This is a genomic window from Caballeronia sp. TF1N1, from assembly GCF_022878925.1.
Lineage (GTDB): Bacteria > Pseudomonadota > Gammaproteobacteria > Burkholderiales > Burkholderiaceae > Caballeronia.
The window spans coordinates 267930-292539 of sequence record NZ_CP084628.1 but is presented as its reverse complement, the minus strand read 5'-3'; the positions used below and the strand labels follow the sequence as shown (position 1 = coordinate 292539).

Genomic DNA, 24610 nt, shown 5'->3' with positions numbered 1-24610 from the left:
AGTGAGAAGGCTCAACTGGACATCGGTGTCGGGCGCGCGTCTGAGGGTCAGCGTTTCAGCGCGTCTTCGTGGTTCAGTCCCACATGCCGGCGAAGTCCGACTGGCGCGTGCCTCTAATGGCGATGGCGAGGCCGCGGATGAAATGCCGTACTGATTAGGTTTGACATCGTCGCTTCGAGCCGACGGATCGTCTGAAGAGGGCGTGTTGGCAACACCTTCATGCTCTCCGTCGTCTGCCGGCGGGCGCGTTCGTTCCTTAAGGAGCTCGGACGCTCGTTCGTGCGGCACGATAGCGCCCATGTGTACGCGAGCGCGTTCTTCGAGGCGCATCGATGAATGAAGGCGCAGCGCCGCAGCGCCTGGCTTGCTGCCCGACGCGGCGCCGCGCCACATGTCACGCTCGAGGCTGCGCAATGTACTGGAGAACGCGACTGCATCACCAACTGACTGCTTAGTTACCTTGAGTTCGCTTGCCGGGATGAGGTTTGTGTCGATCTTCACGGCAGGTTCCACCGGGCGCGCATGTTGTCCTCGATAGCATCGGCTTGCCTCGCTTCGCGATTGCGTGCATGCGACAAGGCGGCACGGGATGCGAGAGTATCGGCAAGATCGGCTAACTGCTGGCTTCGCGTGCATGCCTGACGCTGTGCGTTCACCTGCTCGTTCCTGCGATCAGTTTCAAGCCGGGCAGCATCAGCGGCGTTCATCGCTGAACTGAGCAATTGATTCAGATTGACGACCAATGTCAAATCGATTCCGCCGCGAGCTTCCAGAACATGGCGCAAGGCGGCACGTTGAAGGTCCACGTAGTCTTTTGCGTTGCGCCAGGCTGTTTTCGCGGCCGATGCCTCGACTTTCATGCGCTCATATTCGGCGCGCAGCCGCTCGACTTGCAACGTGCGAATGTGCGCGACTTGCTTCGCGGTGCGCAGGCGTTCGTGCTTGTTCATGTGGCATGTCCATGCAGTGCGGCGAGCGCGGCGTTGGCATCGGCGCGGGATATCTGCTTGTCCGAGTCCTGACGCAGGAATTCGATCATTCGACTGCGTGTGGCAAGCGCTCTGTCAAGTAAAGGCTGGCTTCCCGCCACATAGAGACCGGACTCGATCAACGTTCGCGACGACTCGTACGTGGAGAGTTGTGCGATAGCTTCGCTGGCAGTGTGGCGTTCAGCAGCGGTCGTGACATGCTGAAACGCACGACTGATGCTGCGAGGCACATCGATTGCCGGATAGTGTCCTTGTTCCGCGAGAGAACGCGTGAGCACGATGTGTCCGTCGAGGAGCGCGCGCATCGTCTCCGCCATTGGGTCGTCGATCTCGTCGGTTTCCGTAAGCACCGTCATGAGCGCGGTGATAGCGCCGCCGGAGAGCAGTCCGCCGCAACGTTCGACGACTTTCGGCAAGGCGGCGAACACGCCAGGGGTATAGGCGCGCATGGTGGGCGGTTCGCCAGCGGAAAGGCCGATCTCGCGCAGCGCAAGCGCATAACGCGTCACGGAGTCCAGCAACAGCAGGACATGAAGGCCCTTCGAGCGGAAATACTCCGCAATCGCGAGTGCATGAAGGACACAGCGGGCCCGCAGGATGGCGGGCTGATCAGAGGTGGCAACGACCATGGTCGACCGGGCGCGCGCCTCGTCTGATAAAGTGCGCCGCCAGAACTCCTCGGCCTCTCGTCCACGTTCGCCGACCAGACACACCACGCAGACATCGGCTTCGATGTTCCGTGCGAGGCTTCCCAACAGGGTCGACTTGCCGACGCCGCTTCCCGCGAAAATGCCAGCGCGCTGGCCAATGCCAAGGGTGAGCAGGGTATCGATGGCTCGGATTCCAGTTTGCAGTGGCACGGACGGCGAAGTCCGTTCGAGCGGCGAGGCAGCAATTCCAGCAAGAGGCCAGGTGGCTTCGAGAAGACCCACGGCGCCTGCGCCGTCCAGTGGCTGGCCGAGCGGATCGATGACGCGACCAAGCAGGCCGTCGCCTACGCGCACCTCGCTTTCCGTCCGCACGGAGCAGACTTCGTCACCGATACGTATCGAATTCAATGGAGCGAACGGTGCCAGTGTGATGCGGCCGATTTCGGTGCGCACCACCTCGGCGAGAATCGGCAATGTCCCTTCGATGCGGCACAACGCGCCGACCGGCACACCGGGACCATCCGCCTCGATGAAGGTTGGCATGACGCGTGTGATGGCGCCTTTACGCGTCAGGACGTCGGCGGCGCGCACTGCTTCCACGAAACGATGCGAAGAGGGATTGCTGGGCGAAGTCACGTGGCCGCTTCCTGCAGTGCATCGCGGATGCGGCCGAGCTGACTGTCGAGACTAATGTCGAGCGTGCCAAGCGAGAGCCGGACGAGGCATTGTCCTGCCTTAAGCTGCGAATTGACGCGGAGTCGAACGGAGTCACCACGCAAGGTGGGTGACATTGCGTCTGCGACTTCCGCATCCGAGGCAAAGTCCTCCGCCGATACTTCGAGCATGACGATCGATTTCGCCGATAGCTGTGACACATGGTGCCGGGCAGTCCGTTCGACCAGTCGAGTCAGGCCTTCCGCATCGCCGAAGATTCTATCGAGTGCGGTCAAAGCGATCTCGATGGAAAGCGGCTCGAGCGCGCGCAGCGTCGCGTCGAACTTTGCCATCGCGGTATTCAAGCCATCGCGCAGCGCTGCCTCGCGTTCCGCGCGACGCAGCGAGGCCTGAACCTTACCGGTCGCGAGCCCTTCGGCGTAGCCCTCTTCACGTGCATTCGTCCGGGTGGCGACGGCATCGAGTTCGAGCTGGGCATAGGCCCCGCGAAGGTCGGCAACCTGCTGCTGCAAGGCGAGCAACTCGATATCGCGAGTATCGGGCATTGCGTCGCTCGCCGACACATCGGATGCAGAAGAGCCCTCAGCGCGCACGGACTCGACCGTCGCATAAAGTGAGGAATAGCGCACACTACGAGCCTTGATCACCGAGCCCATGCTTTCCTTGTCGTTCGTTGGCGCAATACGCAAAGGAAGTGCTTGATCAGCCGTGCGGGTGCGCCAGGCTGCTTCGCAACGTCGCGAGAGGGCTGATCGATGTCGGCCTGCGCCACGCCTTGCAGGCAAGCTTCGATCCAGGCTGCGCGAGCGTGTGCGGTCAACAACCGCGCGTCCTCCCGATTCTCGAGATCCCGGCGACGGTTCTCCGGCAAGCAGCCAACGACGGCCTTCGCAGATTTTGGATCGAGGCTGCAAAGGAGACTTCGCGCAAGCATGTCCGGCATTGTTTGCATTCGATGCACGAGGCGCGCGATGTCATCGTCGCTCGTATTCGATGTCTTGGACTTAGCATGATCTCCGGTGCCTGCGGCCCAGGTCATGTTTACTTCCCGATGCAGTCCCGAGGCCGATGCCATCATGGGTTTGAGTCGCTCGCGCTCGTCCGGAGAAAGCGCATTCCAGATTGCCTCGACGTCTTCGATCGGATTCGACAGCAAATCCGCCATGGCCCGGCGCAGGTCGCGTTGCCGCTTACTCATGCGTGGACTCCTCGACGGCGAGCAGTTGGCGAAGGCGTGCCACGTGTCGATCGCGTTCCGAAGCGGTAAGCCGCTTCGAGCGATTCGACGCATTGACCCGCGAGCGAGCGTGGATCAATAGCGCTCCAAGCAAGACGAGGGTCATTGCAACGGCGGGCAGTCCGAGCGATGCATTCAGCCAGCCCGGCTGGCCCGCATGCACGGGAGCCGAAGCCGCTGCTTCCTCCGGTTGAATGCTCTCGGCCTGCTTCGCGTTTTGCAGGGTTCGTATATCCTGGTCGGTCGTGGAAGCGCCAACTTGCGCGTCGCGAACGAACGTGGAGAGGACGTCGCCGCGCGACGCATCGAGTCCTATCGCGGTCGAGATGACGCTTGTCAGGCGCTGCATCTGTTCCTGTGGCAAGGCACGGTCGTACACGATGCCGACGGACAAACGACGCACCGCGCCCGGCGTTCGCACGATCTGTTCGGTCTCGTGCACCGTCCGGGCGTCTTCGCGCAAGGCCGGTGACTGCGGCGCGGGCAACGGCGGCTTGCCGGCGTCGGGCATGGCGCGCGAAGAAGGAAGCGGTACATTCGAGCTTGAATCGGATGAACCCGGCCGGCTTATCGTCGATTCGTGCGTCGAGCGCACCTGATCGGTATTGATCGATGCCTCCACGCTCACCGATGCATGTCCTGGGCCGGTCACGGCTGCGATCAGCGCCGCGATCTTGCGTTCATAATTTTGTTCGATGGCTTGCTTCAATAGCAGTGCTTGATCGTCGACTTCGCTGCTGGTAGCGCTGGCAGGTGCGCCGCTCGCGTCGAGTATCGAAACATCGGCGGGAGTCAGTTCGGGGACCGCCGCCGCGACGAGACGCTGGATGCCGCGAATCGCATTGACGCCGAGCGTCTGGCCGTCGCGCATGAAAAGGGCAACGGACGCCTTGGGCCGGGCATTATCGCGATGAAAGACCGATGATTCGGGCAAGGTGATGTGGACCCGCGCAAGATCGATCTCATCGAGCGTCATGATGGTGCGCGCGAGTTCGCCTTGCAATGCGCGCTGATAATTGACCTTCTGCGCGAATTCGGTGAGACCGAGATCCGAGTTATTGAAAAGCTCAAGGCCCACGACGCCTTGCAAACGCAGATCGCGACTCATGAGTTTGAGGCGCGTGGCGCGCGTGTCGCCACTCGGCACGAGAATGGCCGCGTGTTCCTCGTCGTAGCGGAAGGGAATTTTTTGCTTTTCGAGTTCGGTAGCGATGACGGCCGCGTCCTGACGCTTTAGATCGCTGAACATCACCTCGTATGATGGCCGCACGAGCAGCCATGCCGACAACGCCACGAAGGCGATGATCAACAGCAGACCGGCGACAAGTGCGCAGCGGCGCATGAACGACGCGTCGGTGAAGCGCTCCAACAGGCGCGAGGAGGTTGAGTTCATGCTAGATCTGCATCCGCATTAGTTCCTGATAACCCTCGACCAGCTTCGAGCGGACCTGCAGGGCGAACTGCAACTGCAAGCGCGCATCTTCGAGTGCCAGCATCACCTGGTGAGGCGGAGTATCGTCTCCGATAGCGAAGCGGGTAACGGCGTCTTGCGCTGTCTGCACGGCGCGGTCGACGTTGACCACGCCGCTCGCCAGCATCGTGCCGAAGTCCTGATTGGCAGCCGACGAACCGGCCGGCCATTGCACCGCCGGGGACTCCGGCATGCCCGAAAATCCGATGCTTTCAATGTTCATCCCTTATTCCCCAGTTCGAGCGCGCGCATGTACATCGATCTCCCTGCGTTGAACATCACCGTGTTCGCTTCATAAACGCGCAGCGTTTGCACCATCAACGCCATTTCACCGGCGTGATCGATCCCGGGATAGCGGACGAAGCCCTTCGCATCGGCATGGGGGTGCGCGGGGTCATGGACGAGACGAGGCGCGGCATCGACCGGTTCGACTGACAGCGTCTGCGCGCCGCTGAGATTCGCTAGCGCAGCATGCGAAAGCTCGCTTGAAAATGCCAGCGAGGATGCGTCAGATGCGCGTGGTCCCGACACGAGGCGCATGGGCTGATACGGCTGGCTGCCGGCCGCACGCGTGGCGCTTGCGTTGGCCAGGTTCTGCGCGATGACTTCCATGCGCTGATGCTCGACATCCATGCCGGAACGGGCGATAGCGAAGATTCCTGTCGACATATCGCGTCAGGCTCCCTTGATCGCCAGCATCTGCATTTGCAGGGTGCGGTCGAGCATGCCGGTCACCATGGCGTATCGCGCCGAGGTCTCGGATGCCGTCGCGATCTCCCGATCGAGTCGTGAGCCCTGGGTTAGGCCGGTGGTTTCGATGGTCAATAGAGGCGTGACGTTCGCCACACGCGTCGCGATACGTGCGGTGTCGTCGCCTGCGTGGACTTCGGCTGCGTTACGCAGCGCGTCCTCGAACGACACGCTCGTCGGCATGAAGCCTTCGGAACTGGCGTTCGCAATGTTATTCGCCGTCGCAATCTGCCTGACGAAAAGTCCGTCAAGCGCCTTGCTCGCGATGGCAGACACGAGGTCGATGCTCATGATGTTGCGCCTCCTCTTTTGCCTTGATGATTACTGGATGACGAGTTCTGCATGAAGCGCTCCGGCAGTCTTAATCGCCTGAAGAATGGAGATGACATCTCTGGTACTGATATGTGATGCGGAGAGCGCGCGGACGAGATCGCCCACCGTGCCACGCGGGAACGATGCGGAAACCGCCGGACCTGATTCCTCGACCGTCAGATCCGTATTGCCAACGACCATGCTGCGCACGCCCGGTCCCGTGAAGCTGACGAGCCCCGGCTGCGAAGCGGTGTATTCGGTGGAGATGGATACCCTTATGTCGCCATGGGAGATAGTGATCGGCGAGATGCGCGTGTCGCCGCCCGACACGACCGTGCCGGTACGTTCGTTGATGACGACGCGCGAAACCTGATCTGGTTCGACGGCAAGCGTCTCGATGCGAGCGACATAGTCGTTCAAGGCGAGCGAGCTTCCAGGTGCACGAATCTGTACGGTCTTCGCATCGAGCGCGCGCGCGGCGCCTAAGCCAAGACCTTGATTGATGCGTTGTTCGATGCGTCGGGCAGTGCTGGCGTCCGCGTCCTTCAGTACGAAGCGCAGATAGCCATCGTCGGTGACCAGATCGGCGCGCACCGGAACTTCGACGGTAGCGCCAAGTGGCACGACGCCAGAGGTAGGGTGATTCTTGAGCTTCGTATTGCCATTGGCGTCGTATCGATAACCACCGACCGAAAGCGGGCCCTGCGCGAGTGCATACATCTTGCGATCCGGGCCGCGGAGAGAGGTCATGATGAGGGTTCCTCCGGCCAGGCTGCGTGCGTCACCCATCGAGGTCACGTTAACGTCGATTCGATCTCCGGTGTCGGCAGTGGGAGGCAGCGTCGCTGTCACCGTGACGAGCGCGACGTTGCGGCTTTGAATCTGGTCCTGCGTAATCGCCATGTCGAACTGCGACATCATGTTGGCGAGCGCCTGACGGGTAGCCTGAGAACGCGGTGTATCGCCCGATCCTGCAAGCCCCGAAACGAGGCCGTATCCAACGAGCATGTTGTCGCGCCAGCCGAGAAAACGGCCGAGATCCTTGAGACGCACTTCAGAGGTCACCGCGCTGGCTTGTGACGAGAAGGCGATTAGAACGAGCAGCGCGAGGCCTGCCGCTGAAAAAAGAAGTGGAGGTCTGCGCATTACCAGAGCCCGAGCCATGCGAAGAAGCGGGGAATCAGACCGGGGCGCGAGCGGTCGGTAATGAACCCTTCGCCGGTGTAGTCGATCTGTGCATCGGCAAGCCGGTTCGACAGGACGGTGTTGTTCTGCGCGATGTCGACTGGACGCACACGCCCTTTCAGATGGATGCGCGTCTTCTCGCCATTGACATCGATGTTCTGATCGCCCGCCACGATCAAGTCGCCATTCGACATGACATCCGTCACGCTCGCGCTGATCTGCGCCAGCAGGCGCCCGGCGCGCTCGATCTTGCCTTTGCCGCCGTAGTTATCGCCCGCGCCCACCTGCGCCATATTGTTTCCGGCGTAGAGCGTCGAAACCTTGCCGTTTATGGCAAAGCCTGTATTGGTGGAGGTATCCGCGCTATTGCTGGCCGACGAATTTTCATAGACGAGAATGGTCACGATGTCGCCGGCGTTCGACGCGCGCCGGTCGGCCGTCAGCGAGTGATATGCCTCGGCACTGAACAGGTTCGCGGCATGCACATCGAGCGATGTGAACGCGCAACAGAGCACGAAGATGATGCGTAGGCTGTATGGAATCATCTTGCGGCGTCCTAGCGCTTCAGGCCGTTGGCAATCGACATCAGTTCGTCGCCCACCTGAACGAGCCGCGCGTTGGCGGCATAGGCGCGTTGATACATCATGAGGTTGACGAGTTCATCGGAGAGCGAGACGTTCGATGCCTCGCTGTATCCCTGCACCAGCGTGCCCGCGTTATCCTCGCCCGAACGAACGCGCGACAGCGCGACACCGTCATCCGGTGCGCGATAGACGCCGTTGCCTTCGGACTGAAGGGCGCGCGTGTCGCCTGGCATCACGAGCTCGATTTGCCCGATTTCGAGCGGGTCAGCTTGTCCTGGGACGGTGGCCAGCAGCGTCGAGCGCTACGAGTACGACGATCTGGACCAACGTATCGCGCATACCGATGCGCTGGGCGCGCGCGAGAAGACGTACTACGATGCCGATGGCCGTATCGTCAAGACCGTGAGCGCCGCGGGCCGCACGGTTCAGTACGACTACAAGTGGGCGAACAGCATCGCCTCGGTGGGCACATCGGTGACGGGTGGCTGGATCAAGACCATGACCGACGCCAACGGCCGCACCACGATCGACGAGCAAGACACGTTCGGCCGCGTGACGAAACACACGGACCTGGGCGGCCACGTGTTTCAGTACACATACAACTGGGCCGGTCTGGTTACGAAGCAAACCGGCAGCACGGGACAGGATGTGGACTACACGTACTACTCGCATGGCCTGGTGCGCTCGATCGTGGACCACGCGACCAAGACGCAGTCGCTGTACGAATACGATGGCGACGGCAATCGCACGGCGGAATACTTCACCAACTTCGGCGACTCGTATGTGTTCGCGCAATCGCGGGTGGAGTACGACGCGCTCAATCGCGTGGTATCGATCACGGACAACGCTTATCAGGTGAAGTACGAATACGACGCGGTGGGCAACCGGCGTCGCATGACGGCGACCTATATGGACATGGTGGGCTACCACCAGAAGACGCAAGATTACTGGTACGAATACGACGCACTGAATCGCTTCACGGTGACGATGGGCACGCTCGCGGGCGATCGCATCGTCGCCGGACCGATGGGAAGCGATGGCGTGCAGCTCGGCTACAACGCAGCGGGCGAGCGCGTGCTCGCGGTGTACGCGAAGGACGGCCGCACCGAGCGCTATGCGTACGACGCGAATGGTTATCTGCAGACGCAGACGATCAACGGTATCGTGGCGCAGGAGCGCACCAATGACCTGATGGGTCGGGTGACCTCGCAGATCGAGCGCGATGTAAAAACGGGCAAGGTGGTGTCGAACGTCACGCGCGTGTGGGATGCCGACAGCCTGCAGATATCGGAGCGCGATGCTTTGAACGGCATGAGCACGAGCTACACGCGCATGGCCGATGGCACGCTCACGCAGATCGACTCGACGCCGGACGACTCGAACGACACGCGCACGACCTCGACTTATAGCTACGAGTGGTGGGACGGCGCGAAGCAATCGAAGGTAAAGGTGCAGGCGACGAACCCGAACGCACCGGGCTGGAAGCCGGCGACTAGGGCAACAAACGAAACCCGGATCGATTCCATCGATCGGGTAGCCCAACCAGCGTCGCCAATTCTCAGTTGAAACCGACGTATCGATGCGAAACCGTTGAACCAACTGAAGCGCATAGTCGACGATTACGCGCCTGACCAACCACGCGTTGCGCTCAACGAATTGCATCAAGGCAGGAAGCGGGACCGCACTCACGTCTCAACGACCAGCCCCGTGGCTCCGTCCCCACCACGTACTCTTCCAATTAGCAAACACCGCCCGACGCTCACAACCGTCCCAACAACTCCGCCTTCTTCGAAGCGTACTCTTCATCGCTAAGAATTCCTTTAGCGTGCAATTGAGCGAGCTTCTCGATGGTGGCAAATACATCCGACTCTGCCGCCGATGACCGAGCACTCACCGGCGCCTCCTGCACAGGCAAGCCCCCGCTTGAGGAGACAACAGGAAGGCTCCCGACATCGACCAAACCGTGCTGGCTTCCAAACGTAAGAGACGCACCGTGCGACTGCTGCTGCGAGAAGCCGCCGATCTCGTGATCGATCGTGTCGTAAAGCGTCGTCTTTCCGTTCACTTCTATCGCCAGGCGTTTGGCTTGAGAGAAGAACGCGTAGCGCATGCCGTTCTGTGCGCCGGTGCTGTTCGGCCAGCCTAGATCGGCGGGCCACCAGTTGTCGAAGTTGCTCGTATCGGCGGGAACGAAGAGACTCACCGAGCCGACGGGGCCGGCTGCAGTCTGCTGTCGATGACCATCCCCATCGTGATGCTGATACTGAGCACCCTGGCTCTGCGACTGAAAACTGCCGCTGCGAATCAGGTCGGGCTGACTGGCGATCAGGCCAGAAAGCTCGGAGCACAAGCCGTTCACCTGACCCTTCAGGTGGTTGTTGAACAGGTCCGAGACCATGGTCATGCCACCCAGCATCCACTGGCCGGAACCTCCGAACTCAGGGTGGCTGAATTGCGCCATGCCGCCGTTTCCCCGAATCACGGATTCGAGCATGCTCATCACGGCATTGGTGCTAAAGCCGTGTCGCCGGGCAATTTCTCCGATGATTTGCTCGCCAGCCGGAGTCAGTTTTTGCATGATGTTCGCTCCCAAGGTTTCCTGTGACCTTATCACGTGGGAGAGTCAGGTGTCGTTTGCGCTGGCTTCAACCTCTTGCGACCAAAGCGGCGTCGCGCATGACTAAAAGTGCCGCTACTTCCGGTGGCATCGGGGCGAAATGCAACTACCGGTCGACCCGTTTCCTTGCAACAAGCGACGCGCGCCTAAAACGTCCGGCCCTCCACCAAATGCGTCTTCACGCCATTGAGCACGTAGTCGCCCACGACCTTCGCCTTATGATGCAGGGGGTTATGGCTGAAGATCGTGCGCAGATTGCGCCAGTGCCGATCGAAGTTATGCTTGCGCGAAGTCGCGGACGCGCCGCCCGCATCGAAGAGACGCTCGCCCGCCTGCAAGGCCAGCTTGCCGACGACGATCTGTGTGCGCGCCGTGGCGAGCGCGCTTTGCAGCACGAGTTCATCCGCGGCCGGATCGGCATTGCGGATGGCGTTCGACGACACATCGAGCGTGCGCGCGTTGTCCCGCACCAGCACATCGATCGTGTGACTCAACGCCGAAAGTTCGCCCACCACCTGCTGAATGAACACGTCCTCGCGGGCCGTGGCCGCGGTGGAGTGCATGACCGGCCGCCCATGTCCCGTGACATAGCCGCGCGCATCGGACACGATATTGCGCACGATCCCCGCCGCCACCGCGACGAGGTGCAACTGCCGATACGCGCCGCCGTGCCGGCCGACGAGCGACGGATAGCCTTTCTCGATCACTTCGCTTGCGTCCACCTTCACGTTGTCGAACACCACGCTGCCGCTTGCCGTCATGCGCTGACCCATGCCGTCCCAGTCGTCGAGCACTTCGAGTCCTTCCGTGCGTACCGGAATGATGGCCGTCACGCCCTTGCCGTTTTCATCGACCAGATTGGTGCGCACGAAGTCGGCGTACGCCGTGCCGGTCGTGTAGTACTTCTTGCCCGTGACGCGGAAGTGGTCGCCCTCGCGCCGCAATGCCGTTTCGATTTCGCCCGCGCGCGCCGTGCCCTGTTCGCCCGATGCGCCGCCGAACAACCCGCCTTCGACGATACGGCGCACTTGCCGGTCGTGAAACGGCGTGTCCGGTGCAAGACGCATGGATTCGGCGACATCGAAATGCACGCGCAACGCATGCGCGACGTTCGACTCGGCCGCCGCGAGCGTCGTGACGACGTGAATAGCGTCTTCGAGCGAGCCGCCCAGTCCGCCGCGTTCGGCGGGTATGCGCAACGCGCCGAGGCCCGAACGGCGGAACGCGTCGAACGCCGCGAACGGCAGTTCCCGGCGCAGCTCGCGCTGGGCGGCATCGGCGCCGATTTCGTCGGCGAGTGCGGGCAGGGCGGCGAGTGCGTCGGAGAGTCGTCTGGAAGTGCTCATGGTGGAGTCGTGGAAGGTGTTAGCGGCGAAATGCGGCGCCGGGATGACGCGCGTTCAGGAAGCTGCTTTGCCCGCCGAGCTTCTCGCGCAGGCTGCCCGGCGCATAGCGCGTCTTGTAGCGGCCGCGCGCCTGCAACTCGGGGACGATCAATTCCGCGAAGTCCTCGTAGGCTTCGGGGGTCACGGCATAGCTCAGATTGAAGCCGTCGATATCGGTTTCATCGACCCAGTCTTCGAGTGCATCCGCCACTTCGTCCGGTGCGCCGATGAACACCGGACCGCGTCCGCCGATGGCGTTATGCAACGCGAGTTCGCGCACGGTCCAAACGCGTTCCGGATCGAGCCGTGTGAAGCCTTCAAGCGCCGAGGACGTGCCCGCATCGAGCTGCATGTAGCGGATCGGCTCGTCGGGGTCGTAAGTCGAGAAGTCGATGCCCGTCCAGCCGGAAAACATCGCCAGCGCGGCTTCGGGCGTCACGTAGCGGCGATAATCCTCGTACTTGTCGCGCGCCTCGCGCGAGGTGCGGCCGGTGACGATGGTCGCCATCGTGAAGAACTGAATGTCGCGGCCGTCGCGTCCCGCCTTGACCGCTTCCGCGCGCGTGCCCGACACCACGGGCGTCAGCACCTTCTTGCTCGGCCCGCTCAGATAGATGCCTTCGGCGTGACGTCCCGCGAAGCGCTGCCCGCGCGCCGACGATCCCGCCTGGAACAGCACCGGCGTGCGCTGCGGCGAAGGCTCGGTCATGTGGATGCCCTGCACCTTGAAGTACTTGCCGTGATGATCGACGCGATGCACCTTCGACGGATCGGCGAAGATGCCGGTGTCGCGGTCGCGCACGCTCGCGCCGTCTTCCCAGCTGCTTTCCCATAGCTTGTAGACGACATCCATATACTCGTCGGCGATATCGTAGCGCTCGTCGCGCGAGGCGACACCGTCCTTGCCGAGCACTCTCACGCTACTCTGTGCGAAACCCGTGACGATGTTCCAGCCGATGCGTCCGCGCGTCAGGTGATCGAGCGTGGACATGCGGCGCGCGAACACATACGGCGGCTCGTGATTGGCGTTGCTCGTGACGCAGAGGCCGAGATCGCGCGTGGCGTAGGCCATCGCGGAGAGCGACATGATCGGGTCCTGCTTCGGCACCTGCGCTCCGTGACGCAAGGCCGTATCGATATTGCCGCCGTGCACGTCGTTCACGCCGATGCTGTCGGCCATGAAGAGCGAATCGATCAGCCCGCGCTCCAGCGTCTTCGCCAGATCGACCCAGTAATCGAGCGTGTTGTATTCGAGCGAGCGGTCGCGCGGATGCCGCCACATGCCTGGCGAATGATGCACGGGGCTGTGCAAGGCGAATGCATTGACGCGGATTTCCTTCTTGATGCGCTGTGCGTCGTGGCTCATAGGAAAGGCTTGTCACCGTTGATCGTTACGCGAAAACCCGAGCGCACTTCCGGGTAGTAATCCCACACGGCGAGATGCTGAACCGCGCGGTTGTCCCAGAAGGCGATGGAATGCGGCTGCCAGCGAAAGCGCACCTGGAACTCGGGCGCGGCGAAGCGTGCGTAAAGCAGGCGCAGAATGCCTTCGCTCTCCGCCTCGGACACGCCATCGATGTGCGTCGTGAAGTTCGAATTGACGAATACGCCACGACGTCCCGTTTCCGGATGCGTGCGTACCACCGGATGCGATGCCTTCGGAAAGCGCTTGCCCGTATCGTCGATACCGCGCAGGCGATTGCGCTGCCGATAAGTCGGCTCGCCATCGTGCGTGGCGGTCAGTCCTTCGAGATAGGATCGAAAGCCGGGCGACAGCGATTCATACACCGCGTAGGAACTGGAAAAGAGCGTGTCGCCGCCATGCGATGGCAGCGTGTGCAGATGCAGGATGCTACCCATCGGCGGCGCTTCGTCGCAAGACACGTCCGAGTGCCAGTGGTCACCCGCGACGCGTTTGCTACCGGCATCTGCGTGGATCGTCAGGATCTCCGGGTAGCCTTCGGGACCGGGACTATTCGGATGCACGTGCAACGTGCCGAAATGCCGGCCGAGCGCGAGATGCTGGTCCAGAGTGATCGGCTGATCGCGAAAGAAGATCACCTGATGCGCGAGCAGCGCGCGGCGCACGTCGGCCACCTGCTGCGTGGAAAGCGGCTGCGTCAGGTCGATGCCGCCAATCTGCGCGCCAATATGACGCGTGAGCGGCTCGACGGTGATGGTCTCGTATGCGGTATCAAGCATGGCTTTCGTCCTCGATGGGCGAAACGCTGTGAGCGCTTCGGAAAGATGCGGCGGGATGCGGCGCGGCAAGGTGCGCCGCGCCCTCGCCATAGAGTTTTTCGCGCAAGGTGCCTGCGCGATAGGCCGGTTTATAGACGCCGCGACGTCGCAGTTCGGGCACGACGAGATCGACGAAATCTTCGTGTGTGCCGGGCAACAGCGCGTGACTGAGATTGAAGCCGTCGATGCCCGTTTGCGCCATCCAGCTTTCGAGTGCATCGGCGACTTCGGTGGGCGAACCGATGAACACCGGTCCCTTGCCGCCAATGGCATTGAAGATCGCGAGTTCGCCTATGGTCCACACGCGCTCGGGATCGGCCACGGTGAATGCTTCTATCGCCGACTGCATGCCTTCGCTCTTCACGTAGCGCAACGGATCGTCGGGGCTGTACTTCGACAGGTCGATACCGCTCCAGCGCGAGAACAATGCAAGCGCGCCTTCCAGACTCACGTGGCGCTGAATGTCCTGCCACTTCGCCTGCGCCTCTTCGGCGGTCGGCGCGACGATCACGGTGGCAAGCGCGAAGAACAACACCGAAGCGGGATCGCGGCCGAGCGCGGCGGCCCGTGCGCGCACATCGGCGACATCGCGCGCGACCAGATGCGCGGTCGGCGAGCTCAGGAACACGCATTCGGCATGACGCGCGGCGAAGTCCTTGCCGCGACCGGACGTGCCTGCCTGATACAAAAGCGGTGTGCGTTGCGGGGAAGGCTCCGAGTAATGCGTGCCCTGCATCGAGAAGAATCTTCCTTCATGGCGAATCTCGTGAACGCGCGCCGGATCGGCGAAAACGCGGGTCTCGGTATCGCGTACCGCCGCGCCGTCTTCCCAGCTTTCTTCCCACAGGCGGTACACGATCTCCATGTATTCGTCGGCGAGATCGTAACGCTCGTCGTGCGGCCGCGCGCCGTCCTGTCCTATCGCCCGCGCGCCGCTCTGCCCGAAACTCGTCACGATGTTCCAGCCAATGCGCCCGCGCGTCAGATGATCGAGCGTGGACATGCGCCGCGCGAAGAGGAACGGGGCTTCGTAGCTCACGCTGCTCGTCACCGCGAAGCCGAGATGCTCGGTGACCTGCGCCATCGCGGAAACCAGCAAGAGCGGATCGAGGCGCGGGAACTGCAGGCCCCAGCGCACGCCCGCGGCGTTCGAGCCGCCATAGACGTCGTACTGGCTGATGCCATCGGCGAAGAAGAGCGCGTCGTAGCCGCCGCGTTCCGCCGTCTTCGCGAGATCGGTCCAGAGCGAGAGCGAGTTGTAGTCGAGCGCGCGGTCACGCGGATGCGCCCATAGCCCGGGCGAAAGGTGCGTCGGCGCGAAGGCCAGAAACGCGTTGATGCGGATTTCCTTCGACATGGCGTGCGTCCTATGTCTGCTTCGATGCGATGGGAAAATGACACATCACGCGATGCGTCGCGGACAACTGAAATTCGGGCGGCGCTTCCGTGCGGCAGACGTCGCGCACGGCGGGGCAGCGCGTATGAAAGACACAGCCGGAAGGCGGCGCTAACGGCGATGGAATCTCGCCACCAATAGGCTCGACAGCGAACGAATCCGGCTCGGACGCGGCGATCAGCGCATGCGTGTACGGATGCGCCGCGCGCTCGACGATATCCTCGCGCGTGCCTCGTTCCATGAAGCGTCCGAGATAGAGCACGCCGATATGGCTGCTCATGAACGCGACCACGGCGAGGTCGTGCGAAATCAGCAGATAGGACAGGCCGAGCGCATCCTGCAGGTCTTTCAGCAGGTTGAGCACTTGCGCCTGAATGGACACATCGAGCGCGGAAACCGGCTCGTCCAGCACGAGAATCTCCGGTTCCAGCACGAGCGCGCGCGCAATGGCCACGCGCTGACGCTGGCCGCCGCTCAACTCGCCGGGGCGCCGCCGTTTGAATTCCGCAGGCAGGCCGACTTGCGCGAGGAGTTCTTCGAGACGCTTGTCGAGTACCGCGCGAGCAAGCCCGCTGCGCTGAATACGCAGCGGTTCCAGCACGATGTCGCTGATCGTCATGTGCGGATCGAGCGAGCCGAACGGGTCTTGCAAGACGGCTTGCACGGCGCGTTGCCGCCAGCGGACGTCCTTCGCCTGCGTGTGCTTGCCGAAGACGCGTTCGCCGAAGAAGACGTTGCCCTGGCTTGCATCGTCCGCGCCGAGGATGATCTTCGCCAGCGTGGACTTGCCCGATCCCGATTCGCCGACGAGTCCGAAAGTGCCGCCAAGCGGCAGCACGAACGATGCGTCTTCCACGGCGCGCAGCATCTTCGGACGCGCGAAAAGTCCGCCGCGCACCGGGAACGTTTTGGCGACGCGCGCCACTTCTATCGCTGAGATTTGCGTGTCGGAAGCACTCATGTCGTGGCCGTCGCAAGAGGAGGATGCGCGGTGACGTCGTACTCTTGCGGATGCCAGCACGCGACTTCGCGGCCGGCATCGAGCGAGCGCGTCGCGGGATAAGTGCTCAGGCAATCGGCTTGCGCGCGAGGGCAACGCGGCGCGAAGCGGCAACCTTCTGCAATGCTGCCAGGCAAGGGCGGATGTCCGGGAATCACCGTCAGCCGATGCTGCAAGCTGAACAGTCGCGGCACCGCGCCGAGCAGCCCTTTCGTATAAGGATGGCGCGGCCGCGCGAACACTTCTTCCACCGGACCCTGCTCGATGATGCGCCCCGCATACATCACCGCGACGTCGTCGCAATAGCCGCGCACGAGATGCAGATCGTGTGTGACGAGCACGATCGCCGTCCCGCGTTCGGCTTGCACCTCGCGCAACAGGTCGAGTATCTGCAGACGCACGGTGATGTCGAGGGCGGTGGTCGGTTCATCGGCGATCAGGAGGCGCGGATTACACGCGAGATTCATGGCGATTGCCACGCGCTGGCGCATGCCGCCGCTGAACTGATGCGGATAGCTCTTGAGCCGGCTCTCGGGCGCGGGAATGCGTACGCGCCGCAATAACTCGATGGCGCGCGCCTCGCGTTCGGCGCGGCTCGTCACGCCCTCCCGATAACGAAACATCTCCGTGATCTGCCGGCCGATGGTCAGAAGCGGATTGAGCGAGGTCATCGGGTCTTGCAGAATCATGCCGATATCTCGGCCACGCAGCGCGTTCAGTTCGGCGGGTGTCTTGTCGCGCAAGTCGACGCCATCGAGCAAAATGCGGCCCGACTTCAAGCGCACGCCGCGCGGCGGCAAACCAAGCACGGACAAACACGTCACGCTCTTGCCCGAACCCGATTCGCCGACGAGACCCAGCGTGCGGCCCGCGTGCACGGAAAAGCTCACGCCGTCGACGAGTCGCACGCGTCCGTTCGCGCCGGGCGCTTCGACCACGAGATCGTCGATCGCAAGCACGGGCTCGTTGCTCATCGCCAGTCCTCCCCGGCGCGTTCGCCGCGTTGCAGACTCTCGCCGATGCGGTTGCTGCATAGAACCGTCGCAATCAGCACGAGGCCCGGCAGCGCGGAGAGCCACCACGCGGTATCGAGATAGTTGCGGCCCTCGGCGATCATGCCGCCCCACGAAGGATCGGGCGGCTGCACGCCGAGTCCGACGAAGCTCAACGCTGCTTCCATGAAGATGACGAGCCCGATGTCGAGCGTCAGCAAGACGATGAACGTATTGCGCACGTTCGGCAGCAGATGACGCAGGACCACATGAAGTGGCGTGGCGCCGGCCAGTTTCGCGATCAGGATGAAATCGCGTTCGCGCAGACTCAATGCCTCGGCGCGGATGATGCGCGCGAAGCGCCCCCAGTTCGCGAGCGTCACCACGATGACGATGTTGGTCATGCTCGGCCCGCATATGCCGACGATCAGCATGGCGAGGAACACGGGTGGCAGCGCGTACTGGGCATCGACGACACGCATGAGCGCGGCATCGAAACGTCCGCCGACATATGCCGACAAGAGCCCCGCCAGCGCGCCGAAAAAGCCCGCCAGCAGCACCGCGCAGAAGGCGATGGAAAGCGAGATGCGTCCGCCATGGAGCGTGCGCGTGAAGACGTCGCGACCCATCTGATCCGTGCCGAACCAGTGATGCATACCAGGCGCCTGAAGCGTCGCCGCGAGGTCGATGGCATTGGGATCGACGCGCGTGAGCCACGGCGCGAGCACGGAGCCCGCGACGATCAGCACCAGCACGCCGGCGTTGATCGCGACGCCGCTATCCAGCCATGCCAGGCGGCCCCATGCGTGCTGGCCGCTATTGGAGGGAAAACGCGCGCTCATTGTCGATACCGGATGCGTGGGTCGATGAGCGCATAGAGCACATCGACCGCGAGATTGATCGAGACGAACAGCAGCACGGAAACGATCACGGCCGCTTGCACCACGGTAAAATCGAGCGTGCTGATGGCCTCTACCATGAGGCTGCCGAAGCCCGGCCACGAAAACACGGTCTCGATCGCCACTGCGCCGCCTATCAACACGCCGAACTGCGAAGCCGTGAACGCGACAATCGGCAGCGCCGCGTTGCGCAGCGCGTGCGTCACGATCACGACGCGCTCCGGCAAGCCCTTGATGCGTGCCATGCGGATGTAATCGGCTTCGAGCACGCTCAGCATGTTGGCGCGCGTGAGCCGCGCGATGCCCGCGGCCGAATACCACGAGAGCGCGGCGACGGGCAGGATCAGATGACGCCACGAGCCGTGGCCGCCGGTCGGTAGCCAGCCCCATTGCACGGAGAAAAGACGGATGAGCAGCAGCGCGACGAAGAACGGCGGCGCGGCCTGACCGAGTACCGCAAAAAACGACGCCGCCCGATCGAAGAGAGATCCGCGCCGCACCGCCGAGACGACGCCGAGCGTCAACCCGAGCGCGAGCGCCACCGCCAGCGACACACCCACGAGCAGCAGACTGGATGCAAGCCGGCTGAGCGCCATGGTGAGGGCCGGCGCCCCGAAGTGAAACGAGTTGCCCATGTCGCCGTGGAGGATGCCGCTCAAGAAACGCGCGTACTGCACGGGCACGGGATCGGCAAGACCGAGTTGCTCGCGAAAGAGCTGCCGGTCCGCTTCGGTGGCTTCGGGCGGCATCAGCAAGTAAGCGGGGTCGCCCACCATGCGCACCAGCACGAAGATCAGGACCGACATCAGCCAGACCGTGATCAAGGCCGAGCCCACCCGCCGCAGACCGTAGGCGATCATCTCAGTTCCCCGCCACGGTCGGCGCGGCCCATTGCACCGAGCGGAAGTTCAGGAAGCCGCCGCCTTGCTGCGGTTGCCATTGCAACGTCTTCTTCTTCGCATACACGTAGGTGAATTCGGAGATGAAGAACGCAGCGGCGTCGTCGTGCAGTTCGCGTCCGACTTGCTGGAAGATCTCGCCGCGCTTCTTGGTATCGCTGACGCGTGAGGCATCGGCGAGCAGCGCATCGACCTTCGGGTTCGAATAGTCGGACCAGCTTCCATTCGATGCAAACGCGCCGCCCACCGGATGCACCGGGTCATACAACGCATTGGTGAACTGACTCAGTGCGAGCGGCCCGGACGTGTGCGTATTGTTCAGGCGCTGGAAGGTCGCATAGGTGAGGCGGTTGAGCTTGACCTTCACGCCCACTTGCCCCCAGTACGCGGCGATCGCTTCGGCCACGCCTTGCGGCATGTCGCCCTGGATGTTGAGCGTGGTCTCGAAGCCCTTCGGATAGCCCGCTTCGGCAAGCAGCGCTTTCGCCTTTGTCGGGTCGTAGGCATACGGCCTGATCGAACGATCCGCGCCGTACGGATAGTAGTTGGAGATCATCGTGCCAAGCGGCTCGCCCACGCCATAGAGCACGCTCTTGATGATGGCTTGCGTATCGAGCGCATAGCTCAGCGCCTGGCGCACCTTGACGTTAGAGAACGGCGAGTTCTTGTCGGTCGTGTAGACGCGCACGTACACCGGCGACGCGACGCGGCTTTCGATCACGTCCAGCCCGCTTTCCTTCTTGAGCCGCGCATAGTCGGAGAAGGGCAGCGCGACGGAGATATCCACTTCACCGCGCAGCACCGCATTGACACGGCTCGCGGGCTCGGTGATCGCGCGAAAGATCAGCGTCTTCACGCGGGGCTTTTCGCCCCAGTAGTCGTCGAAGCGCTCCAAAACGAGTTCGCTGCCGCCGGGCGCGAGCGACTTGAACTTGTACGGCCCGAGCGACACCGGCTTCTGCGCGAAGGCATCCGGATTCGGCAGACTCGCGAGATAGTCGGCGGGCACGATATACAAATACCCCGCGATCTTGTTCGCGAAGGCGCCGTCCGGCGCCTTGAGCTTGAAGACGACGGTGAGGTCATCGGGCGTTTCCACCGAATCGATTACCGGCGCGAAGAACGGACGACGCGTGCTCTTGCTGCGTGGATCGAGCACATGTTCCAGCGATGCCTTCACGTCGCGCGACGTGAGCGTTGCGCCGTTGTGGAACTTGACGTTGGGACGCAGCTTGTAGGTGAAGACGCGCGCATCGTCGGATACTTTCACGCTCGTGGCGAGACGCGGCACGAGATCGCCCTTCAGGTCGAAGCCATAGAGCGTGTCGTAAATCTGCCATCCGTAGCGCAGCGAATCGCCGCTGACAGCCACGAGTCCGTCGAGGTTGTAGAACTCCTTCTCGACGCCGATCACGACCGTATCGCGATCGACGGCGGGAGCCGTGCTCGCCGCCAGTGAAGGTTCGATGAACGCGCCGGACAAAGCGGCGGCGAAGACCAGTCCGCGAAGGACCGACGAAAACGTGCGCATGGATGGGAGCTAGGTAGGGAACGTGCAGGTGAGTAAGCAATGATGACGCGCGCCCGGCCTATTGCGAAGCGAGCAAATCGAATATGCATATGAGCCCTGCGCTCGTGAGGTTTTCTGCGCCGGGCATGAACGAAAGTCATGCTCGCTTAATGCGTTTCGCGCAGTTGCTTATCTTCAGAAATTCGAAGGCGCGCACGCGTGCGGCGTTAGCATGTGATTCCTTCATTGCGTCTTCTCGCGTATCGAATCGATGCCTTCCAACTTTCCACGCTTCGGCGTCTGGGCGCTCGTGCACGGCAGCCGCGCGGCGCTGCAGGACCCCGCAGAACCTTATGACGCATCATGGGCGCGCAACAAGGCACTCGTGCTCGAAGCCGAGCGTCTCGGATACGACTCGGTGCTCGTCGCCCAGCACACGATCAATCCGCACGATCCCTCGCTCGATCAGATCGAAGCGTGGACGGCATCGGCTGCGCTCGCGGCGCTGACCTCGCGCATCGAGATCATCACGGCGATCAAGCCTTATCTCTATCATCCGGTGGTGCTCGCGAAGATGGCGCAGCAGATCGAGCACATCAGCGGCGGGCGCTTTGCCATCAATCTGGTGAATGCGTGGAATCGTCCGGAGCTGGAGCGCGCCGGTATCGGTTTTCCGGAGCATGACGAACGCTATGCCTATGGCCGCGAGTGGATAGCCGTGCTCGACAAGCTCTTGCGCGGCGAGGTCGTGAATCATCATGGCGAGAACTTTCGTATCGACGAATACCGCTTGCGTCCCGCCGATCCTTTTCGCGCGCGGCCGCGCTTCTATGTCGGCGGCGAATCGGAACCGGCGCGCTCGCTCGTGGCCGCGCATGGCGACGTGTGGTTCATCAACGGCCAGCCGCCTGAAGATGTTGCTCGCCTGATCGCCGATGTCGGTGCGCGCGTGCGTCCCGCTGGCGCCGATGCCTTGCGTTTCGGCTTGTCGGCCTTCGTGATCGCGCGTGAGACGCAGGCGCAGGCCGAGGCGCATCTCGACCATCTCTTTGCGTTGGCGGAACTCGACAAGCCGCTGCGCGAACAGCAGAAGGCCAATACCGATCCAAACACGGTCATGCACAAGACCTTCGCGAAGACGGCGCGCGTGGGTTCGAACGGCGGCACGGCGGCGGGTCTCGTCGGCGATTACGATACGGTCGCGCGGCGCGTGGCGGACTTTCACCGGGCGGGAATCGAACTCTTCATGCTGCAGTTCCAGCCGTTCGAAACCGACATGCGCGGCTTTGCGGAAGAGGTCGTGCCGCGCGTGCGTCGATTGCTTGCTGCGTAAAACGAAGGGGTAGCGCTTCTGTTTATGCGTGAGGAGCGCTGCGGCGCGCTTTGGCGGACGTGCGCCGCTGGGGCCGCGCAGCGCGTTCCCGCTTGGTGAGCGAGAACGCCGCAGCCCGAGATCAGAAAAACGCGCCCGTCGGCGGCAGTTGTCCGTTCAGCAAGTTCTGGCCAAGCAAGCGCTCCTTGTAGAGCCGCGGATTATGCGACGCGATCACCTTGATGTTGCGCCAGTGCCGGTCGAGAGCGCCCGTGCGCGAGACGACCGAGCCTGATCCCAGATCGATCAGCCACGACGCGATTTGCGGCGCGAGATCGTCGATGACGACCTTCGCTTCGGCCGCCGCGAACGTGGCTGCGAGCGTGGTGTCGTATTCATCGCGCGTGCCGTAGCTTTCCGATGCACGCTGCAGCGCCGCGACCGCGCGGTCCGCCGTCGCCTCGACACTCGCCGCATAAGCACGGATGCGCCCGAGCAGGGTCTGCAACACCGGTTCGTCTGCCGGATGCGCGGCCTCGCCATGATAGAAGTTGCGGCCGCGCGAACGAAGCACCTCGACGGCATCCAGCGCCACGCGCCGCACGATGCCGGCAATGCAGTTGGTCAGATAAACCTGATGGAAGGTGTATCCCCAAGCCGCGGCTTCATCCGACCTTGGCGGGTCAGTCGGATAGACATGCGCGGCCGGCACCGTCACGGCGCGAAACCTGGCCGTGCCCGAACCTGTCAAGCGCTGGCCGAAGCCTTGCCAGTCGTCGGCGTCGTCCACGCCTTCGCCGCGATCGAGCACGTATTGCACGTTGCGGCCCGCGCGACTTTCCACGGCAAGGCCGATGAACGCATCGTTGTAGAGGTTGCCCGTGGCATAAACCTTGTCGCCGGAGCCGACATAGACATCGCGGCTTGTGTCCCATTCCAAACGGCTCAGAACCTGCGTCGGTCGCGCGCCAACGGCAGTCACATCGGTCTGCGTGAAGCTCAATCCGACGGTCTTGTTCTGCCTTGCGAGGTCGAGAACGTGCGCATGAAACGGAAGGTCGCGCCGCCTGAGCGCTGCCTCGATTTGCCAGAGATGGTTACGAAACGCGTGCGCGATGTTCGAATCCGCCGCCGCGACATCTCGCGCGACGACGAGCAGTTCGCTCAAGGACAAGCCGAGGCCACCCGCATCGACGGGCAGACGCGAGCGGCCGAAGCCCGCCGCCTTGAGCCTTGCGATCTCCTCGTGCGGCAGGCGATGCGCAAGCTCGCGTGCAGCCGCAGTCGATGCAATGTCCGCGATGATCTCCGCGAAACCGAGCCTTGCTGACAGCGGCGAGACCAGTTTCGGCGCGATAGGGTCGATGTTCTTCGTATCAGACATGGGATCGCTCTCGTGCGAAGTTGCGCGACCACGCGTTCGACAGATTGCGGCCGTGATCGCAGGCCAGTGTGTATCGCATGTTCATGGCTCGCCTCGTCAGACCTTGATGCTGTAGTCGGCCACCTTGATGCGCGAATTGATGATCTTGCGTTCCGCGAGCCAGTCGGCGGCGCGTTGAAGCTGCGCCATGAAGGCAGCGTCATCGGGTTCATGGAATTGATTCACGCGCTTGAGACTCGCCAGATAATCGCGCACCTGATCGGGATATTTCGCTTCACCTTGCACGAGTTTTTCGGATTCGCTGGAATGACTCGACTGCCATGCGCCTTCGACGTAATACGCGTCGATGACCGCGCGAATCAGCTCGGAGTTTTCCTCGGTGAACTTGCGGCGCGTCACGAGCGAGCTGTAGTCGATCAGAAAATCCAGATCGCGTCCTTCGTTGAAGATGTCCTTCGCGTCGTTGGCGTTGCGCGCAATGTCCACGGCGGGCGACCACATCGACCATGCATCGACCTTGCCTTGCGCGAAGGCGGGCGCTGCGTCGGGCGGATTCAGATAAACGAATTCAACCTTGCCGCGGTCGATGTGATTCTTTTCCAGCGCTGCGATCAACAGAAACTCGCCGAGCCCGGAACGGTTGACCGCGACCTTGCGCCCGGCCAGATCCGCCACCGAATGGATGCCGCTCGTCTTCTTGACGATGATCGCGGTCGAGCGCGGCGAATAGACATCGAACGCATTGAAGACGAGTGGCGAGCCTGCGAGCATCGACGCAAGCGCGGGCGTCGTCGAGCCCCAGAAGCCGAAGTCCGCGCTGCCGCCGACCACGGCCTGTAGCGAGGGCGCGTGATTCGGAAACGGACCGATCCATTCGACCTTGATGTTCTTGGCCGCGAGCGTCTTTTCGAACACGCCACGTTGCCGCGCAATATCGGGGAGACTGCCGTAACCCCAACCTATGCGCACCGTGTCCGTGTTGCGCGTCAGCTTGCGCGGTTCGGCAGCGCGCGCGGGAATCAGGCTGCTTGCGGCGACGCCGGCCACGAGGCCGCCTGCCGCACGCAACCACTGGCGGCGGTTCAGCGAGGAATCGATCATTCTTGTTGGTACCTTTCGAGT

Annotated in this window: 25 protein-coding genes; 2 read left to right on the top strand and 23 right to left on the bottom strand. The window is 62.7% G+C overall.

Features of this window, described 5'->3' with window-relative positions; all coding sequences use genetic code 11:
• Nucleotides 1-497 precede the first annotated feature (497 nt).
• From LDZ28_RS22150 to LDZ28_RS22100, 11 genes are all read right to left on the bottom strand, one after another.
• Entirely contained in the window at nucleotides 498-860 is a 363-nt protein-coding gene (locus tag LDZ28_RS22150; protein ID WP_244830719.1) for a hypothetical protein, read from the bottom strand.
• A gap of 86 nt (nucleotides 861-946) precedes the next feature.
• A complete protein-coding gene (locus LDZ28_RS22145) occupies nucleotides 947-2230 on the bottom strand; it encodes a FliI/YscN family ATPase (RefSeq protein ID WP_244830718.1) in 1284 nt (427 codons plus the stop codon).
• 41 nt (nucleotides 2231-2271) lie between these two features.
• Nucleotides 2272-2970: a hypothetical protein gene (locus LDZ28_RS22140; RefSeq protein WP_244830716.1), complete on the bottom strand. Its 699-nt coding sequence runs from the start codon at nucleotides 2968-2970 to the stop codon at nucleotides 2272-2274.
• A complete protein-coding gene (locus LDZ28_RS22135; RefSeq protein WP_244830715.1) occupies nucleotides 2958-3512 on the bottom strand; it encodes a hypothetical protein in 555 nt (184 codons plus the stop codon). The genes LDZ28_RS22140 and LDZ28_RS22135 overlap by 13 nt, the downstream gene beginning before the upstream one ends.
• Nucleotides 3505-4944, bottom strand: a complete 1440-nt coding sequence (gene fliF, locus LDZ28_RS22130; RefSeq protein WP_244830713.1) for a flagellar basal-body MS-ring/collar protein FliF — start codon at nucleotides 4942-4944, stop codon at nucleotides 3505-3507. The genes LDZ28_RS22135 and fliF overlap by 8 nt, the downstream gene beginning before the upstream one ends.
• A gap of 1 nt (nucleotide 4945) precedes the next feature.
• Nucleotides 4946-5245 carry a flagellar hook-basal body complex protein FliE gene (locus LDZ28_RS22125; protein ID WP_244830712.1) on the bottom strand — a complete coding sequence of 100 codons (300 nt, stop codon included), beginning with the start codon at nucleotides 5243-5245 and terminating at the stop codon, nucleotides 4946-4948.
• Nucleotides 5242-5691: a flagellar basal body rod protein FlgC gene (flgC, locus tag LDZ28_RS22120; RefSeq protein ID WP_244830711.1), complete on the bottom strand. Its 450-nt coding sequence runs from the start codon at nucleotides 5689-5691 to the stop codon at nucleotides 5242-5244. Before flgC ends, LDZ28_RS22125 begins: the two co-directional genes overlap by 4 nt.
• Nucleotides 5692-5697: 6 nt before the next feature.
• Entirely contained in the window at nucleotides 5698-6063 is a 366-nt protein-coding gene (locus LDZ28_RS22115; protein ID WP_244830705.1) for a hypothetical protein, read from the bottom strand.
• Nucleotides 6064-6093: 30 nt separating this feature from the next.
• Entirely contained in the window at nucleotides 6094-7230 is a 1137-nt protein-coding gene (locus tag LDZ28_RS22110; protein WP_244830704.1) for a flagellar basal body P-ring protein FlgI, read from the bottom strand.
• Entirely contained in the window at nucleotides 7230-7814 is a 585-nt protein-coding gene (locus LDZ28_RS22105) for a flagellar basal body L-ring protein FlgH (protein WP_244830703.1), read from the bottom strand. Before LDZ28_RS22105 ends, LDZ28_RS22110 begins: the two co-directional genes overlap by 1 nt.
• 11 nt (nucleotides 7815-7825) lie before the next feature.
• Nucleotides 7826-8086 carry a flagellar basal body rod C-terminal domain-containing protein gene (locus LDZ28_RS22100; protein WP_244830702.1) on the bottom strand — a complete coding sequence of 87 codons (261 nt, stop codon included), beginning with the start codon at nucleotides 8084-8086 and terminating at the stop codon, nucleotides 7826-7828.
• Between the two features lie 49 nt (nucleotides 8087-8135).
• Here LDZ28_RS22100 and LDZ28_RS22095 point away from each other — a divergent pair, with 49 nt between their 5' ends.
• The gene (locus LDZ28_RS22095) at nucleotides 8136-9419 is read left to right on the top strand and encodes a hypothetical protein (protein WP_244830701.1); all 1284 of its coding nucleotides are present in this window, start codon (nucleotides 8136-8138) and stop codon (nucleotides 9417-9419) included.
• Between the two features lie 193 nt (nucleotides 9420-9612).
• On the opposite strand, the gene LDZ28_RS22090 is transcribed toward LDZ28_RS22095, so the two are convergent.
• The 10 genes from LDZ28_RS22090 to LDZ28_RS22045 all read right to left on the bottom strand — a co-directional run bounded on the left by LDZ28_RS22090 (nucleotide 9613) and on the right by LDZ28_RS22045 (nucleotide 20813).
• Nucleotides 9613-10431: an SHOCT domain-containing protein gene (locus LDZ28_RS22090; protein ID WP_244830700.1), complete on the bottom strand. Its 819-nt coding sequence runs from the start codon at nucleotides 10429-10431 to the stop codon at nucleotides 9613-9615.
• Nucleotides 10432-10616: 185 nt separating this feature from the next.
• A complete protein-coding gene (locus tag LDZ28_RS22085) occupies nucleotides 10617-11816 on the bottom strand; it encodes an acyl-CoA dehydrogenase family protein (RefSeq protein WP_244830698.1) in 1200 nt (399 codons plus the stop codon).
• Between the two features lie 19 nt (nucleotides 11817-11835).
• On the bottom strand, nucleotides 11836-13200 hold the full coding sequence (locus LDZ28_RS22080; protein ID WP_370652258.1) for an LLM class flavin-dependent oxidoreductase: 1365 nt from the start codon (nucleotides 13198-13200) through the stop codon (nucleotides 11836-11838).
• 17 nt (nucleotides 13201-13217) lie between these two features.
• Entirely contained in the window at nucleotides 13218-14057 is an 840-nt protein-coding gene (locus LDZ28_RS22075) for a TauD/TfdA family dioxygenase (protein WP_244830696.1), read from the bottom strand.
• Nucleotides 14050-15453, bottom strand: coding sequence for an LLM class flavin-dependent oxidoreductase (locus tag LDZ28_RS22070; protein ID WP_244830695.1), 1404 nt, complete (start codon nucleotides 15451-15453; stop codon nucleotides 14050-14052). Before LDZ28_RS22070 ends, LDZ28_RS22075 begins: the two co-directional genes overlap by 8 nt.
• 10 nt (nucleotides 15454-15463) lie before the next feature.
• Entirely contained in the window at nucleotides 15464-16453 is a 990-nt protein-coding gene (locus tag LDZ28_RS22065) for an ABC transporter ATP-binding protein (protein ID WP_244830694.1), read from the bottom strand.
• Complete coding sequence (locus tag LDZ28_RS22060) at nucleotides 16450-17466, bottom strand: ABC transporter ATP-binding protein (protein WP_244830693.1); 1017 nt, start codon at nucleotides 17464-17466, stop codon at nucleotides 16450-16452. The genes LDZ28_RS22065 and LDZ28_RS22060 overlap by 4 nt, the downstream gene beginning before the upstream one ends.
• On the bottom strand, nucleotides 17463-18326 hold the full coding sequence (locus LDZ28_RS22055; protein ID WP_244830692.1) for an ABC transporter permease: 864 nt from the start codon (nucleotides 18324-18326) through the stop codon (nucleotides 17463-17465). The genes LDZ28_RS22060 and LDZ28_RS22055 overlap by 4 nt, the downstream gene beginning before the upstream one ends.
• Nucleotides 18323-19243 (bottom strand): ABC transporter permease, encoded by a 921-nt coding sequence (locus LDZ28_RS22050; RefSeq protein ID WP_244830690.1) that lies wholly within the window; start codon nucleotides 19241-19243, stop codon nucleotides 18323-18325. The genes LDZ28_RS22055 and LDZ28_RS22050 overlap by 4 nt, the downstream gene beginning before the upstream one ends.
• A 1-nt stretch (nucleotide 19244) precedes the next feature.
• A complete protein-coding gene (locus LDZ28_RS22045) occupies nucleotides 19245-20813 on the bottom strand; it encodes an ABC transporter substrate-binding protein (RefSeq protein WP_244830688.1) in 1569 nt (522 codons plus the stop codon).
• Between the two features lie 250 nt (nucleotides 20814-21063).
• Between LDZ28_RS22045 and LDZ28_RS22040 the strand changes: the two genes are divergently transcribed.
• Nucleotides 21064-22125, top strand: a complete 1062-nt coding sequence (locus LDZ28_RS22040; protein WP_244830687.1) for an LLM class flavin-dependent oxidoreductase — start codon at nucleotides 21064-21066, stop codon at nucleotides 22123-22125.
• 121 nt (nucleotides 22126-22246) lie between these two features.
• Here LDZ28_RS22040 and LDZ28_RS22035 read toward each other — a convergent pair whose 3' ends face one another.
• On the bottom strand, nucleotides 22247-23488 hold the full coding sequence (locus tag LDZ28_RS22035; RefSeq protein WP_244830686.1) for an acyl-CoA dehydrogenase family protein: 1242 nt from the start codon (nucleotides 23486-23488) through the stop codon (nucleotides 22247-22249).
• Nucleotides 23489-23584: 96 nt separating this feature from the next.
• Nucleotides 23585-24589 (bottom strand): NrtA/SsuA/CpmA family ABC transporter substrate-binding protein, encoded by a 1005-nt coding sequence (locus tag LDZ28_RS22030; RefSeq protein WP_244830685.1) that lies wholly within the window; start codon nucleotides 24587-24589, stop codon nucleotides 23585-23587.
• Nucleotides 24590-24610 lie beyond the last annotated feature (21 nt).